This window comes from Nocardia sp. NPDC102475 (genome assembly GCF_055584605.1).
In genome coordinates this window covers 1-11,949 of record NZ_JBVJLS010000034.1, presented here as the reverse complement: position 1 = coordinate 11,949, position 11,949 = coordinate 1, and the positions used below count along the sequence as shown (strand labels likewise).

11 protein-coding genes are annotated in these 11,949 nt (G+C 65.9%); 4 read left to right on the top strand and 7 right to left on the bottom strand.

Going from position 1 to position 11,949, the window contains the following annotated elements:
• Nucleotides 1-86: 86 nt before the first annotated feature.
• Nucleotides 87-476, bottom strand: a complete 390-nt coding sequence (locus ACZ60G_RS39260; RefSeq protein WP_387294584.1) for a hypothetical protein — start codon at nucleotides 474-476, stop codon at nucleotides 87-89.
• 217 nt (nucleotides 477-693) lie between these two features.
• Here ACZ60G_RS39260 and ACZ60G_RS39255 point away from each other — a divergent pair, with 217 nt between their 5' ends.
• A complete protein-coding gene (locus tag ACZ60G_RS39255) occupies nucleotides 694-1,503 on the top strand; it encodes an SDR family oxidoreductase (RefSeq protein ID WP_465817035.1) in 810 nt (269 codons plus the stop codon).
• 126 nt (nucleotides 1,504-1,629) lie between these two features.
• On the opposite strand, the gene ACZ60G_RS39250 is transcribed toward ACZ60G_RS39255, so the two are convergent.
• From ACZ60G_RS39250 to ACZ60G_RS39240, 3 genes are all read right to left on the bottom strand, one after another.
• A complete protein-coding gene (locus ACZ60G_RS39250; protein ID WP_465817034.1) occupies nucleotides 1,630-3,684 on the bottom strand; it encodes an ArnT family glycosyltransferase in 2,055 nt (684 codons plus the stop codon).
• Nucleotides 3,681-4,937 (bottom strand): bifunctional glycosyltransferase family 2/GtrA family protein, encoded by a 1,257-nt coding sequence (locus ACZ60G_RS39245; RefSeq protein WP_327094245.1) that lies wholly within the window; start codon nucleotides 4,935-4,937, stop codon nucleotides 3,681-3,683. The genes ACZ60G_RS39250 and ACZ60G_RS39245 overlap by 4 nt, the downstream gene beginning before the upstream one ends.
• Before the next feature lie 69 nt (nucleotides 4,938-5,006).
• Nucleotides 5,007-5,645, bottom strand: a complete 639-nt coding sequence (locus ACZ60G_RS39240) for a class I SAM-dependent methyltransferase (RefSeq protein ID WP_465817033.1) — start codon at nucleotides 5,643-5,645, stop codon at nucleotides 5,007-5,009.
• Between the two features lie 150 nt (nucleotides 5,646-5,795).
• On the opposite strand from ACZ60G_RS39240, the gene ACZ60G_RS39235 reads away from it, so the two are divergent.
• Entirely contained in the window at nucleotides 5,796-6,518 is a 723-nt protein-coding gene (locus ACZ60G_RS39235) for a TetR/AcrR family transcriptional regulator (RefSeq protein WP_465817103.1), read from the top strand.
• A 213-nt stretch (nucleotides 6,519-6,731) separates the two neighbouring features.
• Here ACZ60G_RS39235 and thiD read toward each other — a convergent pair whose 3' ends face one another.
• The gene (thiD, locus tag ACZ60G_RS39230) at nucleotides 6,732-7,574 is read right to left on the bottom strand and encodes a bifunctional hydroxymethylpyrimidine kinase/phosphomethylpyrimidine kinase (protein WP_465817102.1); all 843 of its coding nucleotides are present in this window, start codon (nucleotides 7,572-7,574) and stop codon (nucleotides 6,732-6,734) included.
• Nucleotides 7,575-7,784: 210 nt separating this feature from the next.
• On the opposite strand from thiD, the gene ACZ60G_RS39225 reads away from it, so the two are divergent.
• Nucleotides 7,785-8,930 (top strand): GTP-binding protein, encoded by a 1,146-nt coding sequence (locus tag ACZ60G_RS39225; protein ID WP_465817032.1) that lies wholly within the window; start codon nucleotides 7,785-7,787, stop codon nucleotides 8,928-8,930.
• A gap of 74 nt (nucleotides 8,931-9,004) precedes the next feature.
• Here ACZ60G_RS39225 and ACZ60G_RS39220 read toward each other — a convergent pair whose 3' ends face one another.
• Nucleotides 9,005-9,628: an NAD(P)-dependent oxidoreductase gene (locus ACZ60G_RS39220; protein WP_465817031.1), complete on the bottom strand. Its 624-nt coding sequence runs from the start codon at nucleotides 9,626-9,628 to the stop codon at nucleotides 9,005-9,007.
• 247 nt (nucleotides 9,629-9,875) lie between these two features.
• Nucleotides 9,876-11,012 (bottom strand): epoxide hydrolase family protein, encoded by a 1,137-nt coding sequence (locus tag ACZ60G_RS39215; RefSeq protein ID WP_465817030.1) that lies wholly within the window; start codon nucleotides 11,010-11,012, stop codon nucleotides 9,876-9,878.
• Nucleotides 11,013-11,097: 85 nt separating this feature from the next.
• Between ACZ60G_RS39215 and ACZ60G_RS39210 the strand changes: the two genes are divergently transcribed.
• Nucleotides 11,098-11,751: a TetR/AcrR family transcriptional regulator gene (locus tag ACZ60G_RS39210; RefSeq protein ID WP_465817029.1), complete on the top strand. Its 654-nt coding sequence runs from the start codon at nucleotides 11,098-11,100 to the stop codon at nucleotides 11,749-11,751.
• The last annotated feature ends 198 nt before the right edge of the window (nucleotides 11,752-11,949 follow it).

Below are 11,949 nucleotides of genomic sequence, written 5' to 3'. Positions count from 1 at the left end.
CTGTCGGCACATCGGGCAGCAGCTCGGCGAGCCGCTTCCCGCCCTGCGCAACACGCTAACAGCTTGCCACTAAAGGGAATTCGCTGTCAGCAGAGCCCAGCCTGCTGCATGTGGCCCTCGTCGACCGCGTAGGAGGTGGAACCGATGAGGACGCCGAGGAGTCCACCGATGACCAGTCCCGGAATAGCGCCGACGAAGAAGAGGGGCAGGCCCGCGATGCCGCCGATGGTGGCGCCGACCAGACCACCGACCAGCGTCCTGACCTCGATGGTGTCGCCGGGCGCCAGGCACTGCCCGATGAGGTCGGCCTGCGGGGTCGGTTCGGCGGCCGCGGCGATCGGTGCGGTCGCGACCGGTGCGGTCGGCTGGGGCGCTTCACCCGGTGCGGCCGATGCGGTCGAGGCGAAGCCGACGGTGAGCGCGATGGCGACGAGTGCGCCGATGACGGTTAGGACGAATCTCGAAATGCTTCTCACGTTTTTCCTGATGGTCGGAGTTGGCGCAACTGGATCATCATTCCCGGAGTTCGCGGCGTGCGAAAGGGTTTCGAATGAATGCCGCATTAAGAGGATTTCGAGGAACCAGGTAAAGGGATCTCGAGGATCGGTCCGAAGCGGCATGTCACACTCGTGCGTCCTGCGTCGTCCTCTCTGTGAAAGCGGAACAGCGCAGCGAAAAACAGGAGCGGGAATCATGTCGAATACCAAGAAGATCGCTGATCCTTTCGAGCGACCTGCAAGCAGTCGCTACGGAGTGGCCGGAGCGACCGGACGGCTGGGCCGCCACGTCGTGGACGTGCTGAACGAGCAGGGACACGAGGTCGTCGCATTCTCCCGGGCCAACGGTGTGGATATCGAGACCGGCATCGGGCTCGTGGAAGCGCTCGACGGTGTGGATGTCGTCATCGACGCGTCCAGCACGCCGTCCGCGGACCAGACCATCGCGACCGAATTCTTCCGGGCCGCGGCGCGCAACCTGCACGAGGCGGGCCAGAAGGCCGGTGTCGAGCGGTTGGTCGTGGTGTCCATCATCGGCATCGACGGATCGCTCGCCGGATACAACGCCGCGAAGCTGGCGCATGAGGCCGCGCTGCTGGAAGGGCCGCTGCCGGTGCAGATTCTGCGGGCCGCGCAGTTCCACGAGTTGGTCGAGGTGATGGTGCAGTGGGGGACCCAGGGCGAGGTCGCCTACCTGCCTAAGATGCGCACCCAGTTGGTCGCCGCACGCGCGGTGGCCGAGGCGCTGGTGGAATTGGCGGTGCATCCCGCGCCGGAGTCGCTCGACGGGCCGTTCCCAGAGATCGCGGGTCCGCAGCCGGAGACCATGGCGGGTGCGGCCGGTCTGCTCGCGGCAAAGCTCGGTGCTCCTGCCCAGGTGATCGAGTCGAGTGATCCGGCGAATCTGGATCGTGAGCAGTTCGAGAACGGTGCGCTGCTGCCGGGTTCGCACGCGAAGCTGGCGGGTCCGACGTTCGCCGAGTGGCTCGAGGCCACATACGCCTGACCCACAACGCGATTCGCCCGGTGCACACGCACCGGGCGAATTAGTTTGCGTGCCAACCCGCACCGGTTGTCGGGATCCGCACCCGATGCGGGTTCCCCGAAGGGGTGCGGATCCCGCCAGTGTGGATCAGCGGGCGGCGGTCAGGTCGTACAGGGTGATGCCGTCGACTTCGGTCGCGGTGAAGTGTTCTTCCACCCACTTGCTGATCTCACTGCTGGTGCCGGAGCGGCCGAAACCGAAACCGCCATCCTCGCCGCCGCGACTGCCGCTGCCGATGAAGTAGTGGATCTTTCCGTCGGCGACATACTGCTTGAACTGATCCAAGGTCGGCGAGGGATCGCTGCCGTTGAAGCCGCCGACCGGCATGACCGGCAGTTCAGTGGCCAGCTGGAATCCGGCGGCACTGTTGGAGCCGGTGGCCGCGGCGACCCAGGTGTAGTCGGAGCCATTGCTTTCCAGCAGCGCGATGACCTTCTCACTCGGCCTGCTCGCGCCGAGCAGACCGCCGGCGGGGCCGCCCATCATCGGATTGCCCGCGGACTCGTTGGTGCCGTGCAGGTTGGTTTCGCCGGGGCGTTTACCTTGCGCGCCACCATCGGCAAAGGGGGGAGGTCCGAACGTCGCGAACATCTCGGCGTTCGGTCCCGCCGCCATCCCGGCCTCGGCCCACGGGGGAGGACCGAACATCCCGAACCTCCCGACATTCGGTCCCGCCGACGGGATCCCGCCCTCGTGTCCGGTCGAAATTGTCTGGGCGGAATACGCGACGGGCCCGGCGAATCCGGTGAATGCGGCGGCCAATGCCGCGACCAGCGCCACCTTCCGTGGTGCGGGCAGCAGTACCGCGATGGTCGCGAGCACGCCGACCACCAGCACCGCCCAGCGCAACCACGGCACGAAGCTCGAACTGCGCGACAACAACATCCACGACGTCGCGGTGGTCAGGCCGACCGCGAGCCCCGCGAACAACCGGACCCACAGCCGGTGCCGATCCCGCCACAGCTGAACCGCGCCGATACCGACCAATGCGGCGACCGCCGGAGCCAGTGCCACCGTGTAGTACTGGTGGAAGATGCCCGCCATGAAGCTGAAGGTCAGCCCGGTCACCAGCAGCCATCCGCCCCACAGGATCAGCGCCGCGCGCCTTCCATCGGTGCGAGCTGCCTTGCCGCGCAACAGAATTCCCGCGACCAGCGCGACCAATGCGGCAGGGATGAGCCACGCGATCTGACCGCCCTGCGCCGGTTCGAACATCCGGGTGATGCCGGTGCTGCCCCACATGCCGCCGGCGCCGCCGCCACCGCGCGGCATATCGCCACCGCCGGGAGTGACGCTGCCGTGTTCATTGCCGTTCAAGCGACCGAGACCGTTGTAGCCGAGAGTGAGTTCGACAATCGAATTGTTTTGCGACCCACCGATCCACGGTCGCGAAGATGCGGGCCACAGTTCGACCGCGAGCAGCCACCAGCCGGCCGCGACGATCATCGACAAACCCGCCGCGAGCAGCTGCAGGATCCGCTTGCCGAGTTTGGGCGGGCCGGCGAACAGATAGGTCAGCGCCAGTGTCGGCACCACCAGCAGCACCTGCAATTGCTTGGTGAGGAATCCGAATCCGATGAAGACGCCGGTGAGTACCAGCCAGCGGGTGCGTCCGTCCTCGACGGCCCTGGTCATTGCCCAGGCTGCCGCGATCATCAGGAATACCAGCAGCGCATCCGGGTTGTTGAAACGGAACATCAGTGCGGCGACGGGCGTCACCGCGAGCGCCAGTCCGGCGATGAGTCCGGCCGCCGGGCCGAAGGGCCTGCGCACCGTCGCCCACACCAGTGCCACCGAGGCGACGCCGAGCAGCACCTCCGGAACCAGGATGCTCCAGGAATTCAGTCCGAACGCCCGCACCGACAGTTCCATCAACCACAGCGAGGCCGGTGGTTTGTCGACGGTGATCGAGTTCGCGGCATCCGAGGAGCCGAAGAAGAAGGCCTTCCAGGACTCCGAACCCGCCTGTGCCGCAGCGGAATAGAAGGAATTCGCCCACCCGCTGGCACTGAGGTTGCACAGGTAGGCGATTCCGGTGCCGAGCAGCAGTACCGCCAATGCCGGGTATTCCCAGCCGATCTCGCGCTCGGGGCGCGATCGCGGCGGTACCGCTGTCGACTCTGGCGTGAGCGTAGCCGTCACTGCTGTCCGCCCTCGGTGACCAGCGCCGTGCGGGTGGCAGTCGGGTTACGGAAGACCCAGCGCAGGCCGACGAATCGGATCAGCGTGGCAATGAGATTGGCGACCACGAGTACGAACAATTCCAGATGAACGGCGGCGTCGGGTGCCCAACGGTGCAGGGCGAACAACGATCCGCTGGTGACCAACAAGCCGAAGCCGAAGATCAGCAGACCCTGGAATTGGTGTGACACAACGCCATTCGACCCACGCACCCCGAAGGTGAAGGCGCGGTTGGCGGCAGTGTTGCCGACCGCGGTGATCAGCAGCGCGACAAAGTTCGCGACCTGCGCGCCGGTCATGGGCTGCAACACCAGGTACAGCAGCATATAAGCGAGCGTGGAGATGACGCCGACTATCGCGAACCGCACCACCTGCCCGACCATCCCCAACGGCACACCGGGTACCAATGGTTCACGGCCGACCGAGCGGCGCAGCTCGTCCAACGGCAGCGCACCGGTGGTCAGTCCGCGCAGCAGTCGCCACACGCCGAGCAGATCCTTGCGCGCGGTGTCGATGATGTCGACCCGGCTGTCCGGATCGTCGATCCAGTCGACCGGTACCTCGTGGATGCGCAGCCCGGCCCGCTCGGCGAGCACCAGGAGCTCGGTGTCGAAGAACCATTCACCGTCCTCCACCAGCGGCAGCAGTCGCCGCGCGACATCGGTGCGCATTGCCTTGAAACCGCATTGCGCATCCGAAAAGCGCGCCTGCAGTGAGGCTTTCAGGATCAGGTTGTAGCAGCGCGAGATGATCTCGCGCTTGGGCCCGCGCACGACTCGCGATGCCGCGTCGAGCCGGGTGCCGATGGCCAGATCGGAGTGGCCCGAGATCAGCGGAGCGACCAGGGGCAGCAGCGCATTGAGGTCGGTGGACAGATCCACGTCCATGTAGGCGACCACCTGGGCGTCGGAGTGTTCCCACACCGCGCGCAGTGCGCGGCCGCGGCCCTTGGCGTCGAGGTGCACGACCCGCACGTCATCGAGTTCATCGGCGAGCAGCTGCGCGACCTGCATGGTGTCATCGGTGCTCGCATTGTCGGCTACGGTGATCCGCGCCGGGAACGGGAACCCGTCGCGCAAGTAGGCGTGCAGCCGCCGTACGCAGACACCCAGGTCGGCCTCTTCGTTGTAGACGGGGATCACGACGTCCAGCACGGGCGTGATCACCGTTTCGGTCATTTCCGCCCGGTGCGCGGCGGTCGTCGATTCGGTCATGGTGACTACCCTCGCGAACCGCGCTGGACCCTAGCTGGGCTCTACCTGTGAGGTTCCTGGGGACCGTGGCTACCGCACTCGCCGAATCCGCAACACGGTGTCGGTACGCAGCCCCACCTGCCCCTCCGGCCACGTGACTTCCCGCTCGACCGCATCCTTGGTCTCCACGTTCCAGTCCGGCCCGAGAGCCAGCCCGTCGAGCACCTCATCCATCGTCGGGAAGTGCACGTCATGCCGATCCTCGACAAACGTCGGCCACCCCGCATGCCCCGCAATCAACAAGACCCCGCCGACACCCACCGCCTCCGCAGCACGCCGCAGAACCTTCGTCCGCTCCTGCTCCTGCGCCACCGGCGAATGAAAGAACTGCGCCGAAACCAGATCGAACTCTCCGTCCGGAAACGATTGCGCCAGATCATGTTCCGCGAACGTGATGTGTTCCCCGACGCCCGCCTCGTCGGCATGGACAGCCGCACGCCGCAGCGCTGTCGGGGACACATCGACCGCGGTAACGCGCCACCCGCGCCCCGCGAGCCAAACAGCGTCCGCACCCTCACCACATCCGAGGTCCAACGCGGTCCCCGGCTCGAGCTCCACGGCCTCTCGCACCAACAACGGATTGGGATTCCCGGTCCACACCTGATCCCGATCCTGATAGAACCCCTCCCAGAACTCCTGGGTATTGCCAGAAGTGGTGCTCTCGGTCATGCGTCGTTCTCCCATCGAAGTCGCGTATCTCGGTCCATCGACCCTGTTCGCATGATGTACGCAGGGTCCGCGACAGCGCCAACTTTGTTGCCGTTTCGGCAACCGCGTCTACCGAGGTCGGGTGCAGGTATTGGTACGGTCGGATTTGTGATGCGCAGTGGGCGGGGAGTGGATGCGGGGACGCCCAGGCGGGTCGACGCTCGGACCGAGCGGTGGCGGGAGCATCGGGTGAAGGTCCGGGCGGAATTCGTCGATGCGGCGTTTCGGGCGCTGGACAAGTTCGGGCCCGAGGTGAGCATGGGCGATATCGCGAAGGAGGCCGGGGCGGCCAAGCCCAAACTCTATCGGCACTTCGAGGATAAGACCGATCTGTACAACGCGATTGTCGACCGGGTTCGCGACATGCTGTGGGAGCGGATCGTTTCCAGCGCCGATCTGACGAATGATTCTGCGCGCGAGTTGATTCGGCGGGGCGCAGCCGAATATGTGCTCGTGGTTTCCGAGCACCCCAATGTCTTCCGGTTCATGCTGCACAGCCACTTCACGCAGCGAGTCGATGAATCCGAGCGGGCGCTACAGTCGGCTCGGCAATCGGCCAAGCGGGCCGCGGATCTGTTCACCGGACTGCTCGCCGACAAATCCGTCGAGGTGTCCAGCGTGGAACTCGTCAACTATTCGGTATTCGGTGCGGTGGCCTCGGCCACCGACTGGTGGCTCGGTGCGAACCGGCTACAGGAACACACCATGCCGATCGAGAAGTTCGTTGCCTATCTGGCCGAGATCATCTCGGCACTGGCCGAGGCCAATGCGCGACTGAACGGCATCCGCATGGACGCGGACCAACCGCTGCACCTCGCGTTCTCCAGCGACTGACTTGTACGCACCGACCGCGAGCGCGCCATTAGCGGTCGGCTCCCGCATCCACTTCGAACCCCATCGTTCTCGTCAACCGCATCATCGAGGCCAACGGTGTCTGCGATGCCCACAGTATGACCCCACCCACCGACAAGTTTCGGAACCCACTGGACCGCCGAAGTCCGCATGACTGGTGACGGCGGCATCCCTGGTACAGCGGCAAGCCGGGGGTCAGGAGGCGGACAGCCGCCACAACGGGGAAACGGGGCCGTGACCTGCGCCGAGGTCGTAGGAGGCGGCCAGGCAGCGGTAGGTCCAGTCCTTTGCGAATTCGACGGCATCCGGGACCGAGTAGCCATTGGCGAGTGCGCATGCGATGGCCGCGGCCAAGGTGTCGCCGCCGCCGTGGTCGTTGCCGGTGGTAATCCGCGGCGCGGTGAACTCGAGGAAGCGATCGCCGTCGAAGAGCAGGTCGGTGCTCACCGCCGAGGATCGCAGATGGCCGCCCTTGACGATTGCCCACTGCGCCCCGAGCTGGTGCAGCGCCTCCGCCGCCTTGCGCGCCGAGGCGTCGTCGATGACCTCGATCCCGGTGATCAGCCGCACCTCGTCGAGATTCGGCGTAACCACCGTGGCCAGCGGAATCAGCGTGTGCCGCACGGCGTCCAGCGCCTCCTCGTGCAGCAGTGGATCGCCGTGCATGGATGCCGCGACCGGATCGACCACCAGTGGCGTCCGATCCCGCCCGATCCCGACTTCCTGACACACCGCCGCGACCGACTCGATGATCGCGGTCGAAGCCAACATCCCGGTCTTGGCGGCTCCGACCCCGATATCCCCGACGACCGCGCGCACCTGATCGGCCACGACCTGCGGCGGAATCTCGTGGAACCCGCTCACCCCGACCGAGTTCTGCACCGTCACTGCGGCCACCGCCACGCATGCGTGCACCCCGCACAGGGCCATGGTCCGCGAATCTGCCTGAATACCCGCGCCGCCGCCGGAATCGGTCCCGGCGATAGTGAGTACGCGAACCGGGGTCTGCCCGTCGGGCACGAGCGGCAGGAATTTCACATCCCAGACCCTACTCAGCGTCGGCCCGACCATCCCGATCTGCCCGATCGCATACCTATGCAGTGCGGCGGCCCCCGCGTTGGATCGCACGAATGTCCCTCACCTTCCAGCGGTTTCTGCCAACCAATGGCGACAGCCGCAATGTCGTCGGCGGTGGTGAAATCCGCAGCCGCGTGAACGCAACTAAATGAAAACCATTATCGTTAAGGTGTGACCTCTTCATCGACCCCTGATCTGCTGCCCGTCACCGTGCTCTCCGGCTTCCTCGGCGCGGGCAAGACGACCCTGCTCAACCACATCCTGGCCAATCGCGACGGTCGCCGGGTCGCGGTCATCGTCAACGACATGAGCGAGGTCAATATCGATGCCGCGCTCGTTGCCGGGCAGGGACACCTGGACCGCACCGAGGAGAAGCTGGTCGAACTGACCAATGGCTGCATCTGCTGCACGCTGCGCGAGGATCTGATCGAGGCGGTCGGCAGGCTCGCCCGCGCGGGCCGCTTCGATCAGCTGGTCATCGAATCCACCGGCATCTCCGAGCCGATGCCGGTCGCCGCGACCTTCGACTGGGAATTCGAGGACGGCTTCAAACTCGGCGATATCGCCCGCCTGGACACCATGGTCACCGTGGTGGACGCATCCACCTTCCTCGCCGAAATCGCCCGCGGGCAGGCCCTCGTCGAGCGCAATCTCGAAGCGGGCTACGGCGATACGCGCACCATCGCCGACTTGCTGGTCGATCAGGTCGAATTCGCCGATGTCCTGCTGATCAACAAGACCGACCTGGTCAGCGCCAATGCCGCCGGAACCGTGGAAGCCACTGTGCGACGGCTCAATCCACGCGCCCATGTGCTGCGCACCGAGAAGGGAGCGGTAGATCTCGCGGAGGTCCTCGCGACCGGCCGCTACAACCCGGTGGTGGCCGCCGAATCCGATGGCTGGGCCGAGGAACTGGCGGGCGGCCACACCCCGGAAACCGAGGAATACGGCATCCGCAGCCTCACCTACACCGCCGACCGCCCATTCCACCCCGAGCGCCTCGCCGATGCCCTCACTCAACTCCGAGGCATGTTGCGCAGCAAGGGTTTCTGCTGGCTGGCCAGCCGCCCCGACCTCGCCGCGATCTGGTCCCAAGCCGGTCCCAACCTCACCTTCGAGCCCGCCGCCTGGTGGTCCGCCCTCGAAGTCCCCGCCGGCCAGGAAATCGTCTTCATCGGCATAAAACTCGACACCACCCACATCCGCGCCCTCCTCGACGCCGCCCTCCTCACCGACGACGAACTCAGCGCAGGCCCCACCACCTGGACCACCTACCCCGACCCCTTCCCCGCCTGGGGCACTCTCCACCAGCACTGACCTGGACAACCGTTCACCATGCATCCACGCAGGCAACCGTCGAGAGTGCCCCGCCACCACCGCATTCTCGGCCACTAGTTGGAGATGGCGGGGGCCTGGTGGGTGTAGGTGGGGTCGGTGAGTTGGGTGAGCATGAAGGCGGCGATGTCGGCGCGGGCGATTTTGAGGGAGAGGCCCTTGGCGTCGGCGGGGAAGCCCTGACGGAAGGCGTTGGTGCGGGGGCCGTCGGTGAAGGCGCTCGGGCGCACGATGGTCCAGTCGAGGTTGCTGGCGCGGACGTATTCTTCCTGCTTGACGTGGTCGGCGTAGGCCTCGCGCAGCAGCATCCCGAACATCACGTACTTCCAGAGGAAGTTCAGGTTGCCGCGGCTGTCGCCGACACCCAGGGTGGTCTGGCAGATCAGGCGCTCGACGCCGGTCCGGTTCATCGCCTCGAGTACCGCGCGGGTGCCTTCGGCCCGGATGACACCCTTACGGCCCGCACCCAGCGAGATCAGCACCGCGTCCTGCCCGGCAACGGCCCGCTCCACCGAATTCGTATCCAGCACATCGCCCTCGACGATGTGCAACCGCTCGTGCCGCTGCCCGACACTCGCCGCATTGCGAGTGAAGGCGGTGACCTCGTGCCCCTGCTCGAGCGCCTGGTCGACGACCAGCCGACCGACGGTGCTGGTGGCTCCGAAGATTGCGATACGCATGATGTTCTCCTGTGTTGTATTTGCGGTGCTCCCGGGCCCTACGTGGTTACGCAGGCTGCCGCCTCCGGGCCTGACGCTCGCACCGCGGGTGTTGAAAGCTGTTGAGCTGTTGGTGAATCCAGTACATCAACGGAGAGCGAGACGAACCATGGCCGTGCGTCTCGAAGACATAAGAGAGGGTCTCTGCTGGGGAACGCGCAACGGCCCGCGTCCGGAAAACGGATGCGGGCCGTTGCGCTGCGTGCGCTCAGCTGAGCTTGGCGAAGAACTGCCGGATATCGGCGACGATCACCTGCGGTGCCTCATGCGCGGCGTAGTGTCCGGCCGCGTCGTTCGGGCCGCCTTGGACGGAGCCGACGTCGTAAGAATTCCAGCTGACGATGTTGCTGTGATCGCGCTCGGCGAACCGGCGAATCGACTGGAAATCACCCTTGAACATCGCCAATCCGGTCGGCACCGTGGTCGGTCCGCTCGGCTGCTGCGCGCTGTGCGCATTCTCGTAGTAGAACCGCAGCGACGACCCGGCCGTTCCGGTCAGCCAGTAGATGGCCACATTGCCGATCACGAACTCCTCGTCGAGGCTCTCGCCGAACAGTTGCGCATTCCAGCCGAGCAATCCGACCGGCGAATCGGCCAGCGCGAACGCCAGCGTCTGCGGCTGCTGGCTGTGCAAGGCGTTGAAGGCCATCTTGTTCTCATGGAACCACTGCAGGTGCTGCAGCGCCGCCATGTCCTCCTCGGACAGCCCGTCGAACTCCGATGGATCACCGGACGGGAACGAAAACAGCTGCGTCACATGCACTCCGACGACGTGATCGGAATCCAGCCGTCCGATCTCCGGTGAGACCATCGAGCCACCGTCGTTGCCGATGGCGCCGTAGCGCGCGTAGCCCAGTCGGCCCATCAGCTCCGCCCAGGCCGCGGCAGTGCGGACGGTGCCCCATCCGGTGCTGCGGGTCGGCCCGGAGAACCCGAATCCCGGCAGCGACGGGATGACCAGGTGGAAGGCGGGCTCATCGGCCGATTCCGGCTCGGTCAGCGGCGCGATGACATCGAGGTATTCGAGCACCGAACCCGGCCAGCCGTGGGTCAGGACCACCGGCAGCGCATCCGGCCGGGAGGACCTGATGTGCAGGAAGTGGATATCTTCGCCGTCGATCTCGGTGGTGAACTGCGGGTAGGAGTTCAGCTTCGCCTCCAGCGCGCGCCAGTCGAAGCGTTCCAGCCAGTACTCGGCGAGATCCCGCACCCGCTCGTTCGGTACGCCGTAGGCGTCGCCGACGCCGGGCAATTCGTTCGGGTAGAGGGCTCGGGACAGCCGGTCGGCCAAGTCGTCGAGCTGAGCCTGCGGGACGGCGATGCGGAAGGGGGTGATGTCGGTCATCTCTACTCCTTGTGAAACGGAATGCTTCGTTCTGTTTGAACAGTAGCAGAACGGATCATTCCGTTTCAAGTGCTAATCTGAACTCATGCCGAAGACATCCGATGCCCCAGCTCAGAAGGGTCTGCCCGGCCGTAAGGCGCAGGCCGCCCGCAACGACGGGCTCATCCTCGAGGCGGCCCGCGCGGTCTTCCTCGCCGACGCCAACGCCCCCATCGCCGCCGTCGCCGAGCGAGCCGGAGTGGGCATCAGCGCCCTCTACCGCCGCTATCCGAGCAAGGAGGTGCTGCTACGCACCCTCTGTCACGAGGGCCTACGCCGCTATAACGCCGAAGCCGATGCCGCACTGGAGGATTCGGACGGCTGGCACGGTCTGATCGGATTCCTGCAACGGGTCGTCGACGCGGATGTGCACTCGTTGACCGTGCATTTGGCGGGCACCTTCACCCCGGACGAGTCGATGCTGCCGGACATCATGCATTCGGGGGAGGTCACCGAGGAACTGGTCCGGCGGGCGCACGCCTCCGGCCGGCTGCGCGCGGATGCCAATGCCAACGACCTCGGTCTCGTCCTGGAATCATGCGCAGCCATCGCCATGCCGGACCAGGCCCGAACCGCGGAACTGCGCAGACGCGTGCTCGCCATGCTGATCGCCGGTCTGTCGGGAAAAGGTGAACTGCCCGGTCCGCCGCCGGAGGCGGGTGAATTCGCGTGGCGCTGGAAACCGCGCAACGAGCGATGATTTCGGCTGCGGCTGCGGCTGCGGCTGCGGCTGCGGCTGCGGCTTCTACTTCTTCTCCGATCCGGACGGCAATGGCTGGGCGGTCCAGCAGATTTCGACACGCACCTAGGGAGTGTTTAAGAAGTGAGTTGATGCCGGTGTCGCTGCCACGAAATCGCTTGTAGGCGTTAGGTGTTGGCGTGTCGCTGCCGGGAGATG